Below are 25,755 nucleotides of genomic sequence, written 5' to 3' on the forward strand. Positions count from 1 at the left end.
TATATCATTTCCTCTTTTTACACCTATAAACCACAAATACCTAGCATTTCAAATTGTATTAATACTGTAAATTCACATCAATGCACTAACATTACGCATAATACGTGCTTTTTTGTAACCATGTAAATCGTGCAATTCTTTGTAAGCGCTGAATAATTTTTTATAAATACGTACCTGTTGAGGATCTGGTTCTACTTGATAAAGTACTGGTTCTTTCATCGCTTCTATAGCAGAATTGAAATCAGGATGCGCACCACCACAAATAGAACCTAAGATGGCTGCACCAATGGCTGGCGCATATTCACTATCAATGACAGTAATCTTCTTATTTAATATATTGGCATAAATTTCCATCAGTAAACCATTCTTTTTAGGAATACCTCCACAAGCAAATACATGCTCAACTTCCATTTGCCATCCTTGATATTGTTGCATAATCATTTTCGCACCAAAGGCAGTTGCCTCCAAATATGCACGATAGATTTCCTCATGTTTTGTCTGTAAACTCATTCCAAAGAGACTACCTTTTAAATTACTATCACTTAATACACTACGATTACCGTTATGCCAATCTAAAGCGATAAGACCACTTTCACCGGGATAAAGTTGAGCAGCTTTTTCATTAAGTAAATCAAATATAGAAATTCCGCGTGATTCTGCTGTTTTAACATAATCATAAGGAGCTTGCTTCGCGACATATTCAAACAAATCACCTACTGCCGTTTGACCCGCTTCATAAGCATATAAATCTGGAATGATGGCTCCTTTAACTGATCCAGAAATTCCGGGAACTTTATGTTGTTCTTTATTAAGCATTAAATGACATGTGCTAGTACCCATAACCATTGTCATTTCTTTATCTTTCTCTGAACCAATACCTAATAAACTTGCGTGTGCATCGATGATAAACGGACTGACTTGTGTATCTGGTGACAAACCTAATTTTTCTGCCATCTTCATGCATAAAGTACCTACGCTATCACCTATACTGACTACCGGTGCATCAACTTTTGTACGTACAATATCTGATAAATTTGAATCTACTTTATCAAATAAATCATAATGAAAACCTGTCTCTGCTTCCCAAAATGATTTGAAGCCCAAGCCACAATTAGACCTTACATTTTGACCAGTCAAACGATTTACAATCCAGTCGCCCGCTTCCATAATATTTGCTGTAACGTCCATAACTTCAGGTGCTTTATTGTTAACTTCCATGATTTTAGGAATCATCCATTCACTACTAACATTAAATCCATAATACCCTAACCATCTATTTTTAGCTTCTAATGCCGTCTTAAATAATAAATCTGCTTCATCTTGTGCGCCATGGTGTTTCCACAACTTTACATAAGCATGTGGATTATCTTGAAAACCTGGTCTGTTGTGTATGGGTTCCATTTGTTCATCTACAAATATAACTGTTGAAGATGTAAAATCAATGCCGATGCCTACGATTTCAGACACTGAAATATTGGTTCTTTCTATAATGGCTGGAATGCCTGTCTCAATGATGTCCATATAATCATTGGCATTTTGGAGCGCAAAGCTTTGAGGTAGTTTCTCTCCACCCAACTCACCTTCTATGGTGCCATGTGTATAGTTTTTTATATATTGTTCTTCAATTTTTCCATTTTCGGTATTAATCAAAAATACTCTACCTGAACCAGTACCAAAATCAATGCCTATGCTGTATGTCATTGTATAAGCCCCCATTCACCTTTCTTTAAGAAAACGCTTTCTTAAATCATAATTAAGTTTAAACTAAAAATCAACACAAAAAATCACAAAACAACAAATAACTGCAAAACAGAACAAAATGAGTTTGACAAATCCGCATGTAAGCGTTTACTATTGTCGATATAAACATATATGAACAAATAATATCAAGGAGATGTGCAAATATGAAAATTCAATCGAATGTCTTCCGATTAACTGAACCTGGTCAATTCGAAAAAGCTACACTTGTTCATGACTACGACGATAGAGATCTTATTATTAGACCAACTAAAGCAAGTGTCTGTCATGCAGATTTACGCTATTACACAGGTAATCGTCGTCCTGAAGCACTCGCAAAAAAATTACCTATGGCACTGTTTCATGAAGGAATTGGCATCGTTAAAGATTCCAAACATCCAGATTTCATCCAAGGTGACAAGGTTGTCATTGTTCCAAATATTCCTTCTTACCTACGTAAACAAACTTTTGCACCTTCTCCTTATCAAGACAACTATGATGAGCATGCTTTATTTATGGGAAGCGGCTTTGATGGTATATGCCAAGATCAACTGGTTGTACCTGGAGATAATGTAGTTAAAGTACCTGATTCTTTAGATGAAGACGTTGCTTTGTTAGCAGAGCTATGTTCTGTTTCGCTATTCCCTATCAACCAACTTGAACATATCACTACAGATAACTCTCCTCAAGTTGCCATATTCGGTGATGGTCCTGTTGGTTACTTAGCAGCTACGGCATTACATTATATTTACGGTATTGAAAAAGAACAATTGTTAGTATTTGGAGCCATCGAAGAAAAATTAGCTGCTTTCGAAAGTTTTGCAACGACGCATTTAGTCTTTGACTATGATTTCAAACAACATCGTGGTGTACATACTGTCTTTGAATGTGCTGGAGGCAAATTCTCTGAATCTGCTATTAACCAAGCCATCGACCTAATTGATAGACAAGGTCATATTGTATTAATGGGTGTCACTGAGGAGCGTGTCGGTATCAATACGCGTGATGTACTTGAAAAGGGGCTAACATTTTCTGGGAGTTCTCGTAGTACAAAACGCGAATTCGAACAGCTTATCAATGCGTTCAGCAACAAGCAATACCAGAAAGCATTAAGACAGTTAATTCCTGACACTTATTATCATATTTATAACACTAATGATTTAAAAGTAGCATTAGATGATACAACAGCTAACAAAGGATGGAAGAAAACTTATTTAGAATATCATTGGAAAAATGACTAAAAAGGTGGTTTATAAATGAATAATTCAAATTCTATTCTAGGTATGCCTCGACAAATTATTTGGGGCTATATTGGTATCATCGTCTTTATGATGGGTGATGGCTTAGAGATTGGTTGGCTAAGCCCTTGGCTACACGGACATGGTTTCTCTGTGCAAGAAACAAGTTTACTCTTCTCTGCATACGGTGTAACAGTTGCTATAGCAAGTTGGCTCAGTGGTGTATTTGCTGAAGCACTTGGAGGTAAACGTACTATGTTATTAGGCCTAATCTTTTATATTATCGGAACAATTTTCTTTGTTGGCTTTGCAATTCCTTCTCAAAACTTATCACTCATGTTGCCAGCATATGCATTAAGAGGTTTGGGCTATCCCTTATTTGCTTATTCATTCTTAGTATGGATATCGTATCGTTCAGAACAAAAGACACTCGGCGCAGCTGTGGGATGGTTCTGGTTTGTCTTCACAGGTGGTTTAAACGTTCTTGGTGCTCTCTATTCTATTTGGGCCATCGAATATTTAGGGCATATCAATACATTATGGAGCTCATTAATATGGGTTGTTCTAGGTGGCTTCTTTACTATAATATTAAATAAAGACACACTACCTTCAAGCCAAGGTAGCGCTTTAGAAAAACTCAAAGAAGTATTTAAAGGTGTAACTATTGTTGCCGAAGAACCAAAAGTGTTATTAGGTGGCATTGTTCGTGTAATTAATACGACAGCACAATTCGCCTTTCCAGTTTTCTTACCTATTTATTTATCATCTTTTGGTATCCCGACCTCTAAATGGCTAGCGGTATGGTCCACTATTTTTGTTGGTAATATCTTGTTTAACCTAATCTTCGGTGTTGTTGGGGATAAGATTGGTTGGCGTAATACTGTAATGTATTTCGGTGGCATTGGAAGTGGTATTTCGGTACTATTGATGGGTTATGTCCCTATTTGGACAGATGGCAATTTAGCTTTATTAACAATTGTTGGTTTCTGTTGGGGTGCATTTATTGCAGCATATGTACCACTATCTGCATTGGTACCTTCCCTTGTTAAAAAAGATAAGGGCGCAGCTTTATCCGTGCTTAACTTAGGTGCTGGTTTACCTGTATTTGTCGGTCCAATGATTGTTTATCTATTCATCGGTAGTATAGACGCAATCGGTGTGATTTGGGTCCTTGCCATTTTATACTTTATCAGTACATTCCTGACTTATTTTATTAAAATACCAAAACATATGCAAAATGGTGAATATCCCGCATAATTAGCAATAGCCAAACAATAATTTTAGGAGGTTGTCGTCGATGTTACCAGCAGAAAGAGAACAACATATTATTACATTTTTGAAAGCTAATAAAAAAGCTACGATACACACGTTAGCTAAAGAATTCGATGTACATGAAGCAACAATTCGCCGTGACTTAAATAAATTAGAACAGTATAACCACATCAAGCGGACACATGGTGGGGTCGTATTAAATGACACAGAGGTTTGGGATGAATTAAACTTTGATGACCGTGAAACAAGTTATTATTATGAGAAAGTAGCTATAGGTCAAAAAGCTGCTGAATTTATTGAGGCAAACGACACATTGTTCATTGATTCTGGGTCGACGACATTACATTTTGCGCGTGCACTTGCACAAAAAAGCAATTTAACAATTATTACTAATGATATCCATATTGCTTCTATTTTAAAATCAACATCTAACCAAGTCATCGTTACTGGTGGTACCTTATATAAAGATAATTACTTATTGAATGGTATGATGACAAACGAAGCGCTTAAACAATTTAACCCTTCTAAATTATTTCTCGCAACACCTGCTATTGATTTAGAAAAAGGCGTTACACACTTTAATGACACACTTGCTTCTACAAAAATACAAATGGTTAAACAAGCCAAAGAAATTTATGTACTTACCGACAGTTCTAAATTTGACAAAGTATCTCTTTATCACGTTTGTCCTAATGACACAATCGATGTATTGATAACGGACCAAACTAACTCAAAAGTTGATTGGCAAAGTTATCGCAATCATTTTAATAAAATCATTACGGTAAACGCACAATCTGAATCATTTTAAACATCCCTCCCAATATATAAACACTATTTACTATTTGCGCGAACAATAAAGCGTGCATCATTAGGTACTAAACCTATTGATGCACGCTTTTTATTTATCTCTTTTAAAGTTAAAAAGTCTCAACTTCCGCAAATTGTGATGTGTAAAGTTGTTTATATGGGCCATCCTGCTGCATAAGGGTTTCATGACTTCCCTCTTCCAATATTTGGCCATCTTTTATAAATATTATACGATCAACATCTTTAATCGTTGATAACCTGTGCGCAATAATTAAAGATGTTCGATCTTCTGAAAGTTTTTTAAACGCTTTTTGAATTTTATTTTCTGTTTCAATATCTAGTGCACTTGTTGCTTCATCTAAAATAATAATAGATGGGTCTTTCAAAAACATTCTCGCAATCGATATACGTTGTTTTTGTCCACCAGATAATTTTGTGCCTCTTTCTCCTACGAGTGTATCAAGTCCGAACGGCAACTCTTTTATAAATGTTTCTAGTTGCGCGTTACGGATAGCATCCCATATCTGTGTTTCATCAGCATCTAAATGTCCGTAAACAATATTATCCCTTAATGTGCCAGAGAACAAGAAAACATCTTGCTGCACAACTCCAATTTCTGAACGTAATGATGCTAATTGGATAGAGCGAATACTTTGCCCATCTATTAAAATATCACCTTCATCTACTTCATAAAAACGTGGTAATAGCGAACTAATTGTAGTCTTGCCACTACCGCTGGGACCAACTAATGCGATCTTCTCACCTTGATGAATTGTTAAATTCATATGATTTAAAATGGGTGTCTCACCATATCCAAACGACACATCTTTATATTCAATAGTTTGAGGCTTTGTCGGCATCTTAGTAGCATGTGGGTCATCTTGTATTTCGGGATCTAATGCTAAAATTTCTCTAAAATTATTAAATCCTGCAATAGCTTTTGGAAATAATTCGATAATCATGTTAATTTGTTCTAAAGGTTTAAACAATACATTCGTAATCATAATAAATGCTACGATACCACCGTAACTTAAATCCCCATGTAATACGAAATAACTACCTACAATTAACACAATAACCAGTGTTAATTTTTGGGCGATATGACTAATCGTAATATTCCATGACATGTAATTATATGCCTTTAATTTGGTAGCTCTAAAATTGTCATTTATACCATTGAATTTTTGTTGTTCATGACGTTCATTAGTAAATGCTTGAACTAATCTAATACCACCAACATTATCTGCTATCAATTCATTAAAACGAGACACATTCGCAAATAGTCCTTTAAATGCTCGAGACATTTTTTGACTGAAATATATTGCTAATATAAAAACAATCGGTACAACACAGAATGTAATAAGCGCTAATTTCACATCAATCGTCAACATAATTACAAACGCACCGATTAAAGTCATAATAGATAGAAATATATCTTCTGGCCCGTGATGCGCTGCTTCTCCAATATCCATTAAATCATTGGTTAGTCGCCCTATTAATTTCCCAGATTTTTGATTATCAAAATACTTAAAGTTTAATTTTTGAATATGACTATATAAATCATTACGCATATCTCGCTCTATATTTGTGCCTAACTTATGGCCCCAGTATGTGACAACAAATTTAAGCACTGATTCCATAGCAAAAATACCTAGTAATACCAATCCAAAAATCACAATAAGATTCCAATTATTCGTTGGTAACAGGCGATCTATGTAAATACTCGTTATGAGAGGAAATATTAACTCTAATAACCCGACAACTATGGCAGAACCAAAATCTATAAAAAATAATCCTTTGTATGGCTTATAATATTTCAAAAATGATTTCACAACATCCCACCTAATCTATAATTTATAAATGTGCATATGTCTTTCATTATGGATTAATTGATAATTATTATCAATACTTTTTCATAATTGAGCTACATCCATTTTGTAATAATGATTGTTACTTACCATTATTTCAACCTTTTATTAAATAGTTATCTCATGCTTGTTCTCTGTGGTTATTAAATCTAATCTGCTATATGTTTTTACAATAAAAATAAGAGTGGATTAGAAACCAATTTTGATTACATCGATTTCGTATCACACTCTCTCAACAATAATTAACCAATCACACATTGGTTACAATATTTAGTTTGTCATTTTATGCAATAATCGTAATATGTGGTTAAGTATATAAACCTTTACAACATAACGTAACCCCTTTGGTTTTTTACTAAAACAGACGTTAGCTATGCAGTCATTTGGTTACTTTCTCCTGCGACCTGTCTAATTAACTGATACCTCGACCAGTTACAAATCTTTGCTAAACTCCAGAATATGATGAGAATCCACCATCGACTGGTACAACTATACCAGTAACAAATCCACTCATATCGTTATCCATTAACCAGTAAAGTGTACCTAAAATTTCTTCAGGTTCGCCAAAACGATTCATTGGTGTTTGAGATAAAATTTTCGAAGCACGTTCAGAATACGAGCCATCTTCATTACGCAACAATGCTTTATTTTGGTTTGTTTCAAAGAAACCTGGTGCAATTGCGTTCACACGAATTCGACCTGCAAAGTAAGTGCTTAACCACTGTGTAAAGTTACTCACTGATGCTTTAGCACCACTATATGCTGGAATTTTCGTTAATGGTGTAAAAGCATTCATAGATGATATGTTAATAATCGTTCCTGTGTCAACTTCTACCACATCTTCACCAAATACTTGTGATGGTAAGAACGTACCTGTGTAGTTTAACTTAAACACTTTATCTACACCTTCTTCAGTTAAATCGAAGAAGGTTTTGTCACCGTCTTCATCATACATTTCATCATTTGTTGTAGCATTTGGATTATTACCACCTGCGCCATTAATAAGTACTGAAATTTTTCCAAATTTATCATTAAACGTTTGTTTGGCTTGTTGTAACGACGATTTATCTAATACGTTAGCTACCAGTGCGACGGTTTGTGTTCTTTCTTTATCAATTTCATTTTGTAAGTCCACAATTTTCTCTTCGGAACGTCCTAGAATGCCTACATTCGCACCTTTTTCTACAAGTGCTTTCACAAATGTTGAACCTATTACGCCTGTTGCTCCTGTAATAACGACATTAATGTCTTTAAATTGTGCAGTCATTATTTACTCACTCCTTCAATTAAACCATTAATATATGTTGCCCCTAATGCTCTATCGAACAATCCATAGCCTGCTTTCCCTGTTTCTCCCCAAATCATACGCCCATGATCTGGTCTGATTGTACCTTTATATTCTATATCTCTTAATGCTTCTACAACTGCTTTCATATCTACAGATCCATTTTTAGATAAATGACCTGTTTCAACGAATGAAAATTCATCTAAGCGTTTTACATTACGCATATGCACAAAATGAATATGCGCACCAAATTCCCGAATCATAGTTGGCAAATCATTCTCAGCTAAGGACCCCAAAGATCCAGTACAGAAGCAGATACCGTTATGTTTACTACCATTAATTGCTAGTAATTGTCTATAACTGTCATTATTCTTTATAATACGAGGAATACCAAAAATTGACCAAGGTGGATCGTCCGGATGAATCGCTAAATCAATATCGTGCTCAATTGCAGTTGGTAACACTGCGTCTAAGAAATATTTTAAGTTTGCCCACAATTGTTCATCTGACATTTCACGATACGTTGTAATAAGTTGATTCATCTCTGCTCTTGAATAACTTTCGTCCCATCCCGGTAAATTTAAATCTGTTGTTAAAGGGTCGATGTCTTTCAACTGATCGTGTTTATAAATTAATGTATTAGATCCATCATCAAGTTCGTAATCTAGCTGTGAACGGGTCCAATCAAATACAGGCATAAAATTATATGTGACTGTTTTAACGCCATTAGCCGCTAAATTTTTCAATGATGTTTTATAATTTTCAATTAAGGCGTCGCGTTCTGTCGTCCCCATTTTAATTTTTTCACTAACGGGAAGACTTTCTACTACTTCAAATTTTAAGCCTTCCGCTTCAATAGATTGTTTTAACTGAGAAATTCTTTCGAAAGTCCAAACTTCACCAACCGGTACATCGTAAATCGCCGTAACAATTTGTTTCATATCTGGAATTTGTTTAATGTTTTTTAAAGTTACGGGGTCATCTTCCCCGTACCAACGAAATGATAATTCCATAATTATTCCTCCTTAACTCCTTCAATTTTGAATAAATTAACTGCATTGTTATAACAAATATCTTTCACCATTTGATCAATTGTAGATGATGATAATGCAATTTCTCCTTTTTCAATCTTTTCTCCCAAGAAATTACATAATATTCTTCTAAAATACTCATGGCGTGTATAAGAAATCATACTACGAGAGTCCGTTAGCATGCCGACAAATTTAGACAATAAACCAACATTGGCATAATCTACTAGGTGGCGTTCCATGCCTTCTTTCGTATCATTAAACCACCATGCTGCACCTAGTTGTACTTTGTGCGCACTATTTGAAAAGTTACCTGCAGTCGCTTGAACCATTAAATGATCATTTCCATTATTAGGGTAAATAATAGTATCTGAAAGTGCTTGGTGTTGCTCAAGATGGTCTAACATAGCATTTAACCTCTTCGCACTGAGTTGTTCTCCAACACTATCGAAACCACTGTCTGGACCTACTTTGTGATACATATTTGTATTATTATTTCTTGTAGGACCTAAGTGGAATTGAACGACCCAATTCAATTCGTGATAGACTTTACTAATTTCTGTTAAAATATAGCCTGCTAATTCATATTGTTCAGTTTCTGAAACACTTTGACCACTTACTAATGTTTCAAATATCGCATGAGCTTCTTCAGACGACGCAGTCATTAATGGTGTTTTTTCAAAACTTTGATCCGAACTTCTAGCACCTTGTCTATCAAAGTAATGCACACGTGCTTTCAATGCTTCGATATAATTATTTAAGTTATTAATGTCACAATCAGTCGCTTCATCTAATTTAGTTATTTTTTCTTGCACTGTTGCACTACTCAAAAATACATAGCTGTCCGGTCTAAATGTAGGACACACCTTGAATGTTACTTTTTTATCTTCATTTAATAATTGATGATATTTCAAATCGTCACATGGATCATCTGTCGTACATACAACTTTCACATTACTTTGCTTTATTAAATTCTGTGGTGTGTGTGATGTCTTAGCTAATTTACGGTTTAATGATTTATAAAGTTTTTTTATATTTACTTTATCTAAATCAGTATCCTCATTAAAATAACGTTTTAATTCAAGTGCACACCAATGGTACATCGGATTAACGATTGAATACGGCAACATATGCATAAATGCTTGGAACTTATCAAAGTCATCTGCATTACCAGTGATATATGCTTCTTCAATACCGTAAGCCCTCATTAACCGCCATTTATAATGATCTCCTCCTAGCCAAAGCTGCGTAATATTCTCATAATTTTTATTTTCATAAATTTCTTTAGGGTCTAAATGACAATGGAAATCATAAATAGGTAAATCTTTTGCCTTTTCATATAACTTCACTGCTGTTTTATTGTTTAGTAAAAAATCATCTGTAATTAATGACATAATATTTTGCTCCTTTTCTATAATCCTAATAATTTAGGAAGGAATAATGAAAGTTCTGGGATAAATGTTATAAATAACATCAAGATAATTAATGCGATGAAATAGGGTACTAAATATTTAAATACTGCTTCTACACGTACGCCGCCAACACTTGCACCTACAAATAATGCACTACCTACTGGTGGTGTGATGTTACCAATACATAAGTTAAAAGCGATAATAATCCCAAAATGAATTGGGTCTAATCCTAAAACTTCTGAAATTGGTAAAAATATCGGCGTAAATATTAATACTGCTGGCGTGATATCCATAAACGTGCCAATCGCCAGTAAAATGACATTAATTAATAGTAATAAAATGATTGGATTATCAGTCATAGAAATAATGCCATTTGAAATTGCTTCAGGTAATCCTGTATAACTCATAACAAGCGAGAACAATGCAGAAGCAGTAATTAAGAACAATATCATCCCACTTATCTCTGCAGTCTCTTTTATCACATTGGGAATTTGTTTCAATGATAAACTTTTATAAATAAGCGATAATACGGTCGAATAAAGTACAGCTACAGCTGCACCCTCAGTCGCAGTAAATACGCCTGAAACAATACCGCCAATAACAACGACAATTAATAACAAACTTGGCAAAGCATCTAATGTTAAAAATAATTTATCTCTCCAACCAATACTTTCGGATACTTTATATCCTTGTTTTTTGGCCATAATAAAAGCTACTATCATACAGGCAATGCCCCACAATATTCCTGGTATATAACCAGCTATAAATAATGCAGCAATCGATGTACCGCCACTCACAAGCGAATAAACAATGAGTAATGAACTTGGTGGAATCAATAAACCTGATGGTGCCGAGGCAATATTAGCTGCTGCCGAGTATTCTTTTTTATAACCTTGTTTTTCTTCCATAGGCCCCATGATGCGCCCCATTGCTGCTGCGGCTGCTACGCTTGATCCTGATATTGAACCAAACAACATGTTGCCAACAATATTGGTATGCGCTAATGACCCAGGCAAACGACCTACAAGCACTTTTGCAAAGTTAACTAACCTAAATGCGATGCCACCATTGTTCATTATGATACCTGCCAAAACAAATAATGGTATAGCAAGCATCGTAAAATCATCAATACCTGTAACCATACGTTGCGCTGCCGTCACTATGGTCACATCAAATGGTAAAATCATTAACAACGTGATGAGCGAACTCAAGATAATCGCTAATGCAATAGGTAAACCGAATAATAGGAAGAAGAAAAAAGTTATAAACAATACTAAACCTGCCATGATTGTCATATATGCTCACCTCCATCTTCCTTATTAGCCTCTTGGACGGTCGCTAATTCTTGTTTATCTAACAGGTTATATATGGCATAAAAAATAATAAACAAACCAGAAACAGGAAGTGCGCTATACATCACAGCCATTGATAAACCAGTTGAAGGTGCGATTTGTAACCATGTCAGTTTAACCACCTCATAACCGCCCCATATCATAAGCACCAGTGCTACAATAATTAAAATAATATCCGAAATTTTTTCCATTATTATTTGTATTTTCTGTGGTAGCTTTTCACGGATAAATAATATAGCTATATGCTGTTTGATGCCGAACACATAACTTGCACTTAGTAATCCAAACCAAATTAATAAAAACCTCACTATTTCTTCACTTACAGTACTTGGACTGTTAAAGATAAAACGTGTCAATACTTGGTAGATCGACAGGATAACCATTACGAAAAGTGCAATACCAGCTAAAGTTAGCAATAATTTATCAATGATCGTCTTTGCTTTCTTCATAGCGTTGTTCCTCCTTTTCGATTAATTTATAATCCGCTTGAGTATCGGGATTCTTTTTAAATTCATCTTGTAAAGGTTTTGAAGACGATTTGAATGATGATTTATCTACGTCATGGAATTTCACACCCATTTTTTCTTTAGCTGTTTTCTTACTATCTTCAATCGCGTTATCCCAAATCGTTTCATGCTTGTCAGTTGAATAAGCCGCTGCTTCTTTCAACCACTGTTGTTGTTCTTTAGAAAAACTGTCATAGGTTTCTTTATTCATGATTAATATATCTGGAACTATGGCATGCTCCGTATAGTAATAATGTTTAGCCACCTCACCATGATTATTATTTGTTAATGCTGTTTCGTTATTCTCTCCAGCATCAATTACACCTGATTGCATTGCAGTGTATACCTCTCCAAAATCCATAGGTGTAGGCGTACCACCAAGTGATTTAATTAAATCGACACTTGTTTTACTAGGCTGCACACGAGTTTTCAGCCCTTTTAAATCTTTGCTTGTTTCAACTTTTTTATCTTTTGTATAGAGATTACGCATGCCTGCATCGTAATAAGTAATACCTAAAAATCCTTTATCAGCCGTTGATTTGAAAAATGCATCTTGTACTGATTGTTTTTGCATCACATGTCGATAACTATCTTGTGACTCAAATAAATAAGGCATATTAAATAAGGAGTACGTTGGAGAAAAACTTTCTAATGCTCCTGCTGAAACCTTAGTCATCTGTATTGCGTTTGTTTGTGTCATTTCTATAGCTTCACGTTCACTACCTAATTGTCCATTTGGATATATATTAACTTTTATCTGTCCATGGGATTCTTTTTCTAATCTATCTTTAAAGATCTCAAGTGATTTGTGTACTGGATGTTCGGTTGGCTGATTATGCGCTAACATAATTTCTTTTTTCTTACTTTCTGCGCTAACTTTAGAATCTGATAGCACAATAACTAACATGCCAGCTAAAAAGAATACGCTTACAAACAGAGCTAAAAATTTTTTCATGTTTTTCGCTCCTTTTAATTTAGACCTTAACGTTTCAGTTCACCAAAGTGCGACGACAGATTATGAACTGCACTTTCTTCTATATTTAATGCATCTTCATTTGTCGTATGTTGTATCACTGAGCATTTTGTAGCAAAATCAGTTACAGCATCTAATTGCCATTCCTTTGCTAGACCATGTAAAAACCCAGCCATAAATGCATCACCAGCTCCAATACGGTTAAGTACGGTATATGCATATGCTTTACCACTTATGAATTTTTCACCAGCTAATGCAATCCCTTGTAATGTACTTTGTTCAATATCTCGATTACTGGAAGCCATTAAATCTATATCAAATCGCTTCTGTATTGTCTTGGCACAAGTTTCAATATCATCATATTCGTCGTTCGTCTCTAACAAATGAGTAGCGTCTTTCTTACCAAAGAACAATACATCTACAAGTGGTAATACAGATTGAATTACCGGTAATGCTTCTGCTTTTGTCCATAAATTGCTACGGAAATTAATATCAAATACAATTTTAGTACCTCGTGCTTTTAATTCTGTAAGTACTGATACAATTTGCTCCCGAATAGTCTTATTAACCGCTAATGTAATACCCGTGAAGATAAAGAAATCACCACTTTGTGTAACTAAGCCGTCGACAACTGTGTTTCCATGTTGTGCAAATGTAGAATGCTCACGATCATATATAACTTTACCGCTTCTATAACCAAAACTTTCTTCCATGTAATAAGTCCCTATTCTACCTTGTTGTTGTTTCACGAATTCAGTACCTACACGAGTTTGATACATCTTTTGTAATGCTATGTGACTCAGTGCATGTTGTGGTAACACCGTTAACATCTCTGTTTTGTGACCAAATTCTGCTAATGTGATGAGCGCATTCAATTCTGCGCCACCGACATTTACGTCAAATGTGTGTGTATCTTTAAGCTGTTCATAATTAGGCGGAGTATAGCGTAGTAACACTTCACCAAATCCAAATACCGTCATAAATTATCCCTCGCTTTTTAATTCAGCTACATAATCCTTTAAACCTGCTTTACCTTGTTGTTGATAAATTTTTGTAATTTCACTTCCGATACCGACTGCAAAGCTGCCTGCGTTTAACCATTCTTGATGATTATCTTTACCAACTCCTCCTGTAGGAACAATTTCAATTTGAGGTAGCGGTCCTTTAAAATCTTTTATAGATTTTGGTGAAAACTGTGTCGCAGGAAATAGTTTCAATACTTTACAACCGTATCGTAAAGATTCAACCATTTCTTTAACAGTCATACATCCAGGAATATAAGGTACATCATATAGATTAGCCATTTTCGCTGTCTCTTTATCAAAAGATGGACTTACTATAAATTTAGCACCATTTAAGATAGCATTACGTGCAGAAATGCTATCTAATACTGTACCAGCACCAATAAGCGCATCTTCTCTCTTTGATAACTCACCAATAATATCAATGCCATTCGGTGTTGTTAATGTTACTTCAATAACATTAAGCCCCTTATCTATGATTGTATGAGCAATATCTAAAAATGATTCAGCATCATCAGTACGCATCACCGCAATATGTTGTTCCTGTTGAATTGCCTTCATTGTTTCTATGGAATTCATCTTGTCATCCCCTTTTTATAAATAATTTGGCTACAAAATAACAACGTTGTTATTTATATCCAAAAAAATATTGTAACGCTTGTCTCTATGGTATAATTAATTCTATCTTAAATCAATCTATTTTAAGGAGAAGTTTTATGGCTGTGACTTTAAAAGATGTTGCCGAAGCCTGTGGTGTCAGCTATTCCACAGTCAGTAAAGCATTAAAAAATTCCCAATTGGTTAAACCAAAAACAAAACAAATGATTCAACAAAAGGCTGTTGAGATGAATTATATTCCAAATCATTCTGCAAGAGCACTTGTTTCTAAAAAAAGTGGCACAATAGGATTAATATGGCCATCTGTAGATCGTGTTGCTGTAACACATCTCATTACAGAAATTAATTTGGCTATTAAATCATTAGGTTATGTCATGTTTGTGTCAATCGATGATGTCGCTGCTGCTTCAAAAAAATTTGTTGAATTTGGCTGTGATGGTATTGTAATCTTCGATGAAGGCGACGACTCTAACCTACCTCCAGAAATATATAACAACGTACCTGTGGTTGCTTATGGTGTTGACCGTACAATTCCTTATCCTATCATTAACGTCAATCACGCTGAAGCTATGGTCCTAGCAATAAAAGGATTGATTGCTAAAGGTGTCGATACAATAGACTATATTGGTGACATCAATACAACAGATGCTCGACAAATTGCTAAAAAAGAAGCCATCATAAATTACTGTGAAAACAACAATGTTAACTATCGAATTATCGATTCTAACGGATTGAACGCAATAGATGCTGAAGCTGCGGTCAAACAATTTTTAAATAACGAAGCCCTCTCTCCGGGCGTCATTTGCGGGAGCTATGATATTACGGTAGGTACGATTAATGCTATGGATTCAAATCAACAACCTATAATTTATTCTTATGACAATATCCCACAAATAAAAAAATTGGATTATCCAGTGCAAGCTATAGGTGTACCGACTGCCGATATTGCACAGCAAATTGTCACAACTCTAGATCAAGTCATCAAAGGTGAACCTACAGAATCTGCGTATCATTTACATCCTACGACAAGTGATGAAGACTAATTAATATTTTGATATATACTATAAACAAAGCGCCCAAGACTACATGGACAGTGTAGACTTGGGCGAAATTGTTTGAGAGATATTTATCTAGAGGGTTAATGCATTTTTATGACTTCAAACGAAATATTCATTTCGTTCAATGTATTATAGGTTCGTCTGGTGATTGTTTTTAAAATCTAATAAGTGACTTCATAGATGCGTATGTCATCTTATCGATTTACAACAGCCAGTATAACAATATGTTTTGTTAAATACAGTTAATAAAAGGTATAGATAGGTTCATTATTTCGTCTATGGTGGGGCGTCCTGTGTCGAAATGATGCTTTACCAATAGCGTTGGATGGGGTGTTTTTAACTTCATGACTGGGAGAAAGTTAATTTATCATTGGTTTTATTTATCATTTCGAATTATTATGTTTATATTCTCACAGGTAATACATCATTCATCTGTTTAAGGCTTACAAATAACAACCAAGTTTGGTTATGCTACATCGACTCTGTGTAGCAATAACGTATTACCAAGGCTATACATAATTTCAGGCGCTTTTTATTTACATAATAAGTAATGAATCCTATTTAATAAAGCGCTTTCTATTAAACTGCTGTTGTATCTTAGGTGTACGATAAAATAAATACATTATGAAATACTTATCTACAAATCATTATAAATGATTTATTAGCGAGTACTCATAACCCTCTACAACTCTATTATAGTATGGTAATTAACATGATTAAAATACATAGTTGGAATATTTAACATTCCCTTTCGGAATACTTGGTGCTAACTAAATATAAAAATGAGCTGGTACAATTGTGTAATTATTTGTAATCTGTTAAAAATTGAATCCATTCATGTGTCACATGGTTCATATAACTATCTTTTTTCCAAATTAAACCTAAATTCCATGCAGCATCAGCTCCCGTAATTTCAATACCAACAACGTCATCATTCAAAATGCGTACAATACTCTCAGGCAAAATACTCACACCAATGCCATCTCGAATCATATTTTCAATAAAAGTAATTTGAGACATTTTTGCTACTGTTTTCGGATGAAATCCAACTTTCCTACAACTTTCGATAATTTGGTCTTTTAAGTAATAATCATCATGGAACATGATAAATTTTTCACTCTTCAAATCCCCTAGATACACAGATGATTGTTTCGCTAACTCAGCATGTTTATCGACCACTAGTAATAACTTTTCATTATATAAAGGTACTGCATGGTAAATGTCATCGTCAACAGGCAACGTAGTAATACCAACGTCAATTTCATCGCTGTTCAAATAAGACTCAACCGCTTTTCCTCCACCTTCTATCACTTCATACGTTACATTTGGGTATTTATTATGAAATTCATTTAAGCTTTCTGTAAATAAACGGACATTCATTATAGCAGAAATACCAACACGAATATGCCCTCGTTCTAAGTTTGTCACGTCCCCCATTTCTAGCGACAAATCATCCAGTACAGCCAAAGCTTCAACGCACTTATCATAAAATATTTGACCAATATCTGTCAGTATAATATGCTTTTTTCGTCTATCGAACAAAGTAATATTAAATTCATCTTCAATACTTTTGATATTCTTACTAATTGTAGATTGCGCGATATAAAGATGTTCCGATGCCTGTGTCATACCACCATTTTTTACAACTTCCACAAAATACTTCATTTGCTTTATTTCCATTTTAAACTCCTCTATGGCCCTCTGTTTAATTATTATCAACAACTGATTTGGTTCCTCGATATGACAAATTTATCACTTCAATTTTTTAATTGCTTCTTTCGCTGCTGCTGCGATGATTTTGTCATCAGGTTTCGCGTTTTTTTGGTCTTGTTTCGTATAAACTGCTAAAATAATTGGCTTTCTATGTTTGTCAGTATATATGAATGCTAAATCATTACGTGTTCCATAAGTTAAAGCTTGGCCACTCTTATCTCCAACAGTATACTCTTTAGGCACACCAGCTTTGATCAGACTATCACCAGTTTCATTTTCAATCATAACTTGTTTTAATAATGCTTGATTGTCTTTATCCATTTGTTTGCTAGCTAACAATTTATGCAAGGTTGTTGCTGCTGCTCTTGGCGTCGTAGTATCAGCAATTTTAGTTGGATCGTAATCATTTAAATCTGGTTCTAACCTTTGAGGTTTTGAAATGTAATCTCCTAGACTTTTTAGTTCATTATTAAACCCTTCAATGCCACCGATTTCATTTATAATCTTATTATTTGCAGTGTTATCACTTTGGAGCATAGATGCCTGCACTAAACTTTTCAATGACATTGTTTTACCTATGTATTTTTCGGTAACTGGAGAATACGCAACAATATCTTGTTCATTTATTTTTATCTTTTTATTAAGCTTACCGTTAGGCATATTGTTAAGTAAAATCCCACTAGCAATCGCTTTATATGTAGAAGCAAATGCAAATCTTTCATCTGCATTATGTTTATACACTTTACCATTATCCGTATTCATACCGTAAACACCTATAGTGACATCATTCTCTTGTTCGATATGTTTAAGCTCACTCGCAGATGCGCTATCATAATGCGTTAAATATGCTAATATCAATGTAAACATACTTACCAAAGTAACTAGAATTATTTTTTTCATAAGAAACATCATCCTCCTAATTGTTTAAAATATTATTATTAAACTTTTTTATAATTATAACTGTAAAGTTAATTAATTAAAATCAATATTACAAACATACCAAAATCCGCTATGAAGAAATCTAATTTCATTTAAAAATCTTCGTCGTCACACAACACCAAAATGATTAGAATTGGACGGTGTAAAAACTTTATCTGCAATAAATTTCATGCATAAATAACACTTACTCAACATACTGATTACAAATGCTTTCACCTTTGCATAAGAACTACTAACTTAATAAATTAAAAGTAGTTGTGTAGAGAAGCGGGGTTAATGATTAAGGCTGAGACAATTAAATTTGCCCCAGCCTCTCTACTCAAGATTTTAAATTATTCTATTGACCAATTGTAATTTCCATTAAATTGTCGTTTTTGTCAAAGAAAGCTGTATAGAAACCATCATTTGTTTCATATTTTACAAATGTGCCATCTTTATTACCTAATTTTCCTTCTTCAATAATTTCATTAGAGTTGTGTGCATCTTTGAAAGTTTCTTTAGAAACTGAGTCTGGTTTTGTGAAGAATGTTATTTGAACTACTTCATTATCGCTATTAAAGGATACAGAAGTATCATAAACTTTTTTAACATGGTCGAACTCTTTCTTAGCATCTGTATCTACTTTATAACCGTTAATTGAAACATTGTCATATTTTAAAGCTCGTACAAAGTTATAATCTTGAGTGAATGACGGGTCGTATGTTGTGTAACCTTCGTAGTTATACCATGGCGTTTCAGCTTTTAGTTCTGCTTTACTTTCAGTATTTGCACCGCTAGAACCACCTTCACCATGTCCCCATTTTTGCTCTTGCTCAGCTGCTTGTGCACTTGGACTATTGGTTGTAATATATGCTGCTGAAGAACCTACGACAAGTGTTGAAACTACGACAGTTGCTGAAAGTATCTTCCCTATTTTACGCATAATAAATCACTCCTTTAAATTTATGTCCTTTTTTGCCAAACAACAACCTTTCATAACTAATGAATTTCTATTTGATATAGATAAGATAACCTTGTTTATCAAACTACATATTATAACAACTTTCATTTATCTCAAATCTAGCAAAACTATCTACATTACCTGGTGATTCTCCCTCAGCTAAAGGTTATTACTATGATGTGCATTTTAAATTTAGATTTAGAAATTGTATCAGGCTTTGTATTAAATTTTACTGACACAACTTCATCTTGTTCATTAAAGATAATTGTTATAACTATCGATTGTGACATCATCGTATTTTAGTGACTATACAAAATCGTCATCTACTGGAATGATACATCATGTGTTGTGTATCCATCATTTTTGTATCAACATGGTATTTCAGATTTTAAATTAACACTACCCTCATCACTCCCCATGTTTGACTTGCTTGTTCTTTTGCTTCTGCTTTTGCTTTTTGGTCGCTACTCGTTATATACACAAGAGATTGCCTAGAAAAAGAACTCACGTTAATCCTACTATTGTTCATCACCTGACTAAATAACGAATGTAATCACTCCTCCATTTTTATAGCACCTATCTGCAAAAGTGTAATTATTCACTTTCATCATACACCTAATATTTTTAATTGCAAGATAATATTAAACATTTAATAAATTAATTTTCTATTTCTACCAGTATAATGAAAACGGTTTATTGTAATTATTTTTGATTTGTTTTAAAATGTTTCTCATGATCGAAATTAATTTTATTCCAAAACATTTAATGTCTGATGTATATAACAGAGGTGTTAATTAATTTTGTCATATTCAAAGGGGGAAACATCCATTGACAACTCAAGATTATCAGCTATTGATTATAACTGTAATCAGTATTATGTTACTGATTTTTTTAATCACTTCTAAATTAAAATTCCATCCACTACTAGCGTTGCTGCTTACAGCCATATTTGTTGGATTCACTTCGGGGTTAGGTATCGATAAAATTGTCGAATCGATAGAAGCAGGTGCGGGTTCCACACTTGGAGAAACTGGGGTAACTATTGCTCTAGGAGCAATGCTCGGCAAGATACTATCCGACTCTGGTGCAAGTGACAAAATAGCTTCATCTATACTCCACAATGCAACTTATAAAAAATTACCTTGGATGATGGCATTGGCTGCGTTTATCATTGGTATTCCAATGTTTTTCGAAGTCGGATTAATAATGCTTTTGCCACTGATTTTTACAATTGCTAAAAAATTGGAAGACGAAAATAAAATTAAAGGGTCTGCGTATGTTGCAATTGGCGTACCTGTTATTGCAGCATTAGCAACCATGCATGGTATGGTACCACCGCATCCAGGTCCTCTTATTTCTGTAAATCAGTTTAATGCTAACATAGGTTTAACGATGATATTTGGTATTATCTGTGCCATTCCAACTATTATCATCGCCGGCCCTTTATACGGAAAATTTATTACACCTAGGTTATCTGTAAAGCCAAATCAAGATTTGTTAAACCAATATACTTCAGAAGATGATAATAAAGATGAACAAGCGGAGTCAGTACCAACTATTTTAGCTTTTTCAACTATTTTAGTACCTGTCATCATGATGTTACTACATGCAATTGCAGGGGTCTTCTTTGGAGAAAAAACATTACAATATAAAATTTTTGAATTTTTAGGAAGTCCGATCATAGCCATGTTTATTGGTGTACTCTATGCCATAATTGTACTTGGTTATTTTAACAAACAAGATACGCAAAAAATCCGAGATGCTTTAGGTAGCAGCTTAAAACCTATTGCAGGAATCATACTCATCATTGCTGGTGGTGGCGCATTTGGTCAAGTCCTCGAAGATTCAGGGGTAGGCACTGCTATTGTTCACCTAGCACACAGCTTTTCATTATCTCCATTACTCATGGGTTGGGTGGTTGCTGCACTATTATCCATTTCAACAGGTTCTGCAACAGTTGGTATTGTTGGTGCAACTAACTTGATCTTACCACTTGTTCAAGCAGACGCTAGTATAAATAAAGAATTATTAACTATTTCAATTGGATCAGGTTCCTTATTCTTCAATTATGTGAACCATGGTGGGTTCTGGTTAGTCAAAGAATCTTTTGGTATGTCCATGGGTGAAACATTTAAAACTATTACTATCGTACAGTCGATTGTCGGTATTTGTGGTTTAATCATGGTATTGCTATTAAATGCAATTATAGGTATTTTTTAAGACAAAAAAGGAGCTATTCCTCAAACTTGGAATAACTCCTTTTTTGACTTTGATTATTTTTAACAACACTATCCTTACAATAGCGTATCTTTATTAGACATTAATTGATTATAACCATCCAAATAAACTTTTTCTGATTCTGATGCTTTATCATAAGAATTCATAGCACGATGCCATAGTGGATATATAGGCTCTGGGTTAGTTAAATCAGTAATTGCAGCTGTTTCTTGGTTAGTTAATTTTAAATTATATGAAGCAATATTATCTTGTAGCTGTTCTTTCGTTCTAGCAGCTAAAACTAGAGAATCGACATTGGGGCGCTCTCTAAGCCACGCAAGTGTGACTTGAGCTACTGAAACACGATGTTGGTCAGCAATTTCTTGTAAGGTATCTATGAGGTTATAAAATAACGTTTTATCTTTGATATATGGTTCTGCCCAACCATCACCTTGTCTTGTGCCGGATTCACCAGACTGTTGTCTATTAATCTTACCTGTTAATAATCCTTCTCCTAAAGGTGACCAAATGCTATTACCTATACCTAATTCTTTGGCAGCAGGTAATAACTCATATTCTGCTTCTCTTGATTCAGGCGTATAATAAATCTGTTGAGCGATTGGAGGTGCCATATGATTTGCTACTGCTAAAGTATGTGTCTTGGCTAATGCCCAACCACTATAATTAGACACGCCCCAATAACGAATCTTACCTTTTTTAATCAAATCATTCATCACTTGTATCGTCTCTTCTACAGGCGTCTGGCCATCCCATAAATGAGTATAATATAAGTCAATATAATCTGTATTCAAACGTTTTAAAGAAGCATCAATTGATCGCTCTATGTTCACTCTCCCTGCTCCACCATCATTGGGATTATCTGTTAATTGAAAGCCTGTCTTACTGCTGATAACCATCTGTTCACGTTTATCTCTAATCGCTTTACCCAATGCAATTTCCGCATCACCTTTAGCGTATAAATTAGCCGTATCGAATTGATTGATACCTTGATTTAATGCATAATCTATCACATAGTCAGTCAACTCTTGAGACATACCACCTGCATTTTCAAAACCATTTGTGCCTGCGAACGGAATACTACCAAGAGCATATTTCGACACCGATAACCCTGAATTACCTAACAATGTATAATCCATATTTATCCTCCTTATTAACATAGTTTTAACCATTTTCCCTTTAAAAGTAAATTTAAATCAAAATGATTTTATTTTAAAAAAATAACGAAAATTATACTGTTTTAACTATAAACGTTCTATTTTTAAAGAAATATACGACATACTTAAGCCTTTGTTGGTACATTTCATTACTAATTATAGTTATGATGTACTTATAATTACTTAATTTCGAAAGGATGTTTTTAATGGTAACAATTTTACAAGTAGATTTTCCTTTAGATGGACCATTTGGTAATGAAATGGCTGAACAATTTAAAGATTTAGCAGAATCCATCAACCAGGAACCAGGATTTTTATGGAAGATTTGGACTGAAAATGAGTCCGAACAAGAAGCAGGAGGTATTTATGCATTCGATAATAAAACTAATGCAAGGCAGTATTTAGATATGCATAGCCAACGTATCAAATCTATGGGCATACCTTATGTAAATGCCAAAATATTCGATGTTAATGAGCGTCTTACAAAAATAACTAAAGGTCGCTTAGACTAAAGCTATAAAAATAAAAACCCCTTCAATGCTACACTAGCAAAAGTGTGCCTTAAAGGGGTTCTGTTATGTGATTTTAGTTCAAATTAGTTCACAACTCGTCTCATAATATAAGAGAATTTTACCTATACGCTGTTACAGTCTCATAAAATTATAGAAATACAGAAGTTATTTCCTGGGCAATTCGATTTTACTGTAACTCTCCCATACCTTCTATAAACTTCTCATAAGTAATTTCATTTTTGGAGAACTGAGCAACAAGTATATACATTTGTTCATTTTTTGTATGTTCTTGTTTATATAATAGTGTGTCAGCTTGTGTTTCTGCTGGTAATGGATGAATAACGTGTTCATATTTTGAAAATGCTTGATAGTAACGCATACCAAAGAGACGTTGAGAAACTGCATTGATATGAATAGCGTCTGAATTAGAAGTTAACCCTTCGGCTGTAACATAATAGCAATTGTCTTTTTCTTCAGCCGTTTGCTGTAACGCCTTATTAATTGCTTTATATTCTATAGCACTTTGACCAAATGCTGACTTTCCTAAGAAATCTGGAAGTAAACCTAACACAAATGGTACTTCCGGCACATTTAACGTTGTTCTAAAATGATCAATAAGTTCATTTAATTTTGAAGCATATGTTTGGTAATGTTGATTTAAACTATCACTCTCACCTTGATGCCATAATATGCCTACTATTTCACTGGTTTCTTGTGCAAATTGTGCTTCAGTAATAGCATGCCTAGCAAGTACATGTTCTGGATTCCAATCATCTATAGAGGTTCCACCATCTGCACAAGGTATCAAGCCTATCGTTTCATTAGGATGGTCATCTAACCACAACTTAGCAAATGAGGCAGCTGGTCCAACACCAGCTACAGAACGATCACTATGAATCGGTTCATCCATCATTTGCCACCTACCATTTTTAAGAACCATAATACGCTCATCTAAAATAGGCGAAACATCTTCCAAGTAACCTCGCCCTGCCATATTTGACTGTCCTATTAGCAATATTGATTTCATATTAAAACTTCCTAACTTGATTACGTATTTGTTATAAGCATCATACTATATTCATGTAGTTAAGAAAATGAATTGCTTTAAAATTCCGCACTGTTATAAAGCTGTTAATTCTCTCTTAGTACAATACATTTTCAGCTAAAAGTGTTTACGTATCGTAGAAAAGTGAATTTAATTATTAATATTCACATAACTATGACAAGCATATTTGTTACTAGAGCGACAGGATTAATAGGTACTAAATTAACACAGAGACTATTAGAAGAAGGATATCAAGTTGCTAGATTTACGACATCACAACAAGAAAAGGCAAAACTCGTTGATAATGGTATTGAAGCATATATTAGAGATATTTTAAAATATGATACAGTAGAATCTGCAATAGCCGATTATCAACCAGATATTATTAAATGAGATTACAGATTTAAAAATGTAGATATGGCAGCCAATACAAGGATTAGAATTGAAGGAACTCAAAATCTTGTCGAGGCCGCTTTGAAAAATGGTGTAAAACACATGCAATCTCAAAGTATTACTTTTACTTATGAAGGTGGTAATACGTTAGCTACAGAGAATACGCCTCTTGATTACAATGCCACAGGCAATCGTAAAATCACAGTTGACGGTGTTGAAGGTTTAGAACGCGAAACTTCACGTTTTGAAAATGATGTTGTACTTCGCTACGGATTACTATACGGTCCAGGTACACGGTATGGTAAGGTCGGTATGATTTATCACTTATTTAATGAAGGAACTGTCACAATGACTGATGGTATACATTCATTTATTCATATTGATGATGCAGTAGAAGTGGCAATTCAAACATTAAACTTTGAGTCAGGTATTTATTAATATCGTGGATGATGAACCAGTTAAAGGTGATGTATGGGCACAAGGGTATGCAGACTTATTAAATGTGACCCCTGAAATCAATATTCAACCTGCAGAATCGCATGAACGTGGTGCTAATAACACTAAATTCACGACCAAGGTGGGAAACTAATTTATCCTTCATGGAAGCAAGGCATGGACCCAATTAAATAATTAAACATTAAAAAA

General features: G+C 34.2%; 21 protein-coding genes and 1 pseudogene. 7 read left to right on the plus strand and 15 right to left on the minus strand.

Features of this window, described 5'->3' with window-relative positions; genetic code table 11:
- Window positions 1-72: 72 nt before the first annotated feature.
- The gene (locus tag LG295_RS11900) at window positions 73-1,701 is read right to left on the minus strand and encodes a ribulokinase (protein WP_318832366.1); all 1,629 of its coding nucleotides are present in this window, start codon (window positions 1,699-1,701) and stop codon (window positions 73-75) included.
- 203 nt (window positions 1,702-1,904) lie between these two features.
- Between LG295_RS11900 and LG295_RS11905 the strand changes: the two genes are divergently transcribed.
- Genes LG295_RS11905 through LG295_RS11915 form a run of 3 tightly spaced genes read left to right on the plus strand, consistent with a single transcriptional unit; the run spans window position 1,905 to window position 5,055 of the window.
- A complete protein-coding gene (locus LG295_RS11905) occupies window positions 1,905-2,978 on the plus strand; it encodes a zinc-binding dehydrogenase (protein ID WP_318832365.1) in 1,074 nt (357 codons plus the stop codon).
- Window positions 2,979-2,993: 15 nt separating this feature from the next.
- A complete protein-coding gene (locus tag LG295_RS11910; RefSeq protein ID WP_107530557.1) occupies window positions 2,994-4,232 on the plus strand; it encodes an MFS transporter in 1,239 nt (412 codons plus the stop codon).
- Window positions 4,233-4,272: 40 nt separating this feature from the next.
- Window positions 4,273-5,055: a DeoR/GlpR family DNA-binding transcription regulator gene (locus LG295_RS11915; RefSeq protein WP_107530556.1), complete on the plus strand. Its 783-nt coding sequence runs from the start codon at window positions 4,273-4,275 to the stop codon at window positions 5,053-5,055.
- A 109-nt stretch (window positions 5,056-5,164) separates the two neighbouring features.
- Here the strand turns inward: LG295_RS11915 and LG295_RS11920 are convergent, their stop codons facing one another.
- The 9 genes from LG295_RS11920 to eda form a co-directional block, all read right to left on the minus strand.
- Window positions 5,165-6,886 (minus strand): ABC transporter ATP-binding protein, encoded by a 1,722-nt coding sequence (locus tag LG295_RS11920; protein WP_107530555.1) that lies wholly within the window; start codon window positions 6,884-6,886, stop codon window positions 5,165-5,167.
- Between the two features lie 481 nt (window positions 6,887-7,367).
- Window positions 7,368-8,189, minus strand: coding sequence for an SDR family oxidoreductase (locus LG295_RS11925; RefSeq protein ID WP_107530554.1), 822 nt, complete (start codon window positions 8,187-8,189; stop codon window positions 7,368-7,370).
- Complete coding sequence (locus LG295_RS11930) at window positions 8,189-9,220, minus strand: mannonate dehydratase (RefSeq protein WP_318832364.1); 1,032 nt, start codon at window positions 9,218-9,220, stop codon at window positions 8,189-8,191. The genes LG295_RS11925 and LG295_RS11930 overlap by 1 nt, the downstream gene beginning before the upstream one ends.
- A 2-nt stretch (window positions 9,221-9,222) precedes the next feature.
- Window positions 9,223-10,629, minus strand: a complete 1,407-nt coding sequence (gene uxaC, locus LG295_RS11935; RefSeq protein ID WP_318832363.1) for a glucuronate isomerase — start codon at window positions 10,627-10,629, stop codon at window positions 9,223-9,225.
- A gap of 17 nt (window positions 10,630-10,646) precedes the next feature.
- The gene (locus tag LG295_RS11940) at window positions 10,647-11,942 is read right to left on the minus strand and encodes a TRAP transporter large permease (protein WP_318832362.1); all 1,296 of its coding nucleotides are present in this window, start codon (window positions 11,940-11,942) and stop codon (window positions 10,647-10,649) included.
- Entirely contained in the window at window positions 11,939-12,448 is a 510-nt protein-coding gene (locus LG295_RS11945) for a TRAP transporter small permease (protein WP_107530550.1), read from the minus strand. The genes LG295_RS11940 and LG295_RS11945 overlap by 4 nt, the downstream gene beginning before the upstream one ends.
- Complete coding sequence (locus LG295_RS11950; RefSeq protein WP_107558094.1) at window positions 12,423-13,460, minus strand: TRAP transporter substrate-binding protein; 1,038 nt, start codon at window positions 13,458-13,460, stop codon at window positions 12,423-12,425. The genes LG295_RS11945 and LG295_RS11950 overlap by 26 nt, the downstream gene beginning before the upstream one ends.
- Window positions 13,461-13,486: 26 nt before the next feature.
- Entirely contained in the window at window positions 13,487-14,458 is a 972-nt protein-coding gene (locus LG295_RS11955) for a sugar kinase (RefSeq protein ID WP_107530548.1), read from the minus strand.
- Window positions 14,459-14,461: 3 nt separating this feature from the next.
- Entirely contained in the window at window positions 14,462-15,079 is a 618-nt protein-coding gene (gene eda, locus LG295_RS11960; protein WP_107530547.1) for a bifunctional 4-hydroxy-2-oxoglutarate aldolase/2-dehydro-3-deoxy-phosphogluconate aldolase, read from the minus strand.
- Between the two features lie 137 nt (window positions 15,080-15,216).
- On the opposite strand from eda, the gene LG295_RS11965 reads away from it, so the two are divergent.
- Window positions 15,217-16,161 carry a LacI family DNA-binding transcriptional regulator gene (locus LG295_RS11965; RefSeq protein ID WP_107530546.1) on the plus strand — a complete coding sequence of 315 codons (945 nt, stop codon included), beginning with the start codon at window positions 15,217-15,219 and terminating at the stop codon, window positions 16,159-16,161.
- A gap of 819 nt (window positions 16,162-16,980) precedes the next feature.
- On the opposite strand, the gene cidR is transcribed toward LG295_RS11965, so the two are convergent.
- From cidR to isaB, 3 genes are all read right to left on the minus strand, one after another.
- Complete coding sequence (cidR, locus tag LG295_RS11970) at window positions 16,981-17,856, minus strand: cidABC operon transcriptional activator CidR (RefSeq protein ID WP_107530545.1); 876 nt, start codon at window positions 17,854-17,856, stop codon at window positions 16,981-16,983.
- A gap of 72 nt (window positions 17,857-17,928) precedes the next feature.
- Entirely contained in the window at window positions 17,929-18,789 is an 861-nt protein-coding gene (bla, locus tag LG295_RS11975; RefSeq protein WP_318832361.1) for a class A beta-lactamase, read from the minus strand.
- A 376-nt stretch (window positions 18,790-19,165) separates the two neighbouring features.
- Window positions 19,166-19,750, minus strand: coding sequence for an immunodominant staphylococcal antigen IsaB family protein (gene isaB / locus LG295_RS11980; protein ID WP_107530544.1), 585 nt, complete (start codon window positions 19,748-19,750; stop codon window positions 19,166-19,168).
- Window positions 19,751-20,596: 846 nt separating this feature from the next.
- On the opposite strand from isaB, the gene LG295_RS11985 reads away from it, so the two are divergent.
- Window positions 20,597-21,988 (plus strand): gluconate:H+ symporter, encoded by a 1,392-nt coding sequence (locus LG295_RS11985; RefSeq protein WP_107530543.1) that lies wholly within the window; start codon window positions 20,597-20,599, stop codon window positions 21,986-21,988.
- Window positions 21,989-22,062: 74 nt separating this feature from the next.
- On the opposite strand, the gene LG295_RS11990 is transcribed toward LG295_RS11985, so the two are convergent.
- Window positions 22,063-23,142 (minus strand): aldo/keto reductase, encoded by a 1,080-nt coding sequence (locus LG295_RS11990; RefSeq protein ID WP_107530542.1) that lies wholly within the window; start codon window positions 23,140-23,142, stop codon window positions 22,063-22,065.
- A 224-nt stretch (window positions 23,143-23,366) separates the two neighbouring features.
- Here LG295_RS11990 and LG295_RS11995 point away from each other — a divergent pair, with 224 nt between their 5' ends.
- A complete protein-coding gene (locus tag LG295_RS11995; protein ID WP_107530541.1) occupies window positions 23,367-23,672 on the plus strand; it encodes a monooxygenase in 306 nt (101 codons plus the stop codon).
- A gap of 187 nt (window positions 23,673-23,859) precedes the next feature.
- Here LG295_RS11995 and LG295_RS12000 read toward each other — a convergent pair whose 3' ends face one another.
- Window positions 23,860-24,699, minus strand: coding sequence for a sialate O-acetylesterase (locus LG295_RS12000; protein ID WP_107558090.1), 840 nt, complete (start codon window positions 24,697-24,699; stop codon window positions 23,860-23,862).
- Between the two features lie 192 nt (window positions 24,700-24,891).
- Between LG295_RS12000 and LG295_RS12005 the strand changes: the two are divergent.
- Window positions 24,892-25,740, plus strand: a pseudogene (locus LG295_RS12005) (NAD-dependent epimerase/dehydratase family protein).
- Window positions 25,741-25,755 lie beyond the last annotated feature (15 nt).

Source organism: Staphylococcus pseudoxylosus (assembly GCF_044794325.1).
GTDB lineage: Bacteria > Bacillota > Bacilli > Staphylococcales > Staphylococcaceae > Staphylococcus > Staphylococcus pseudoxylosus.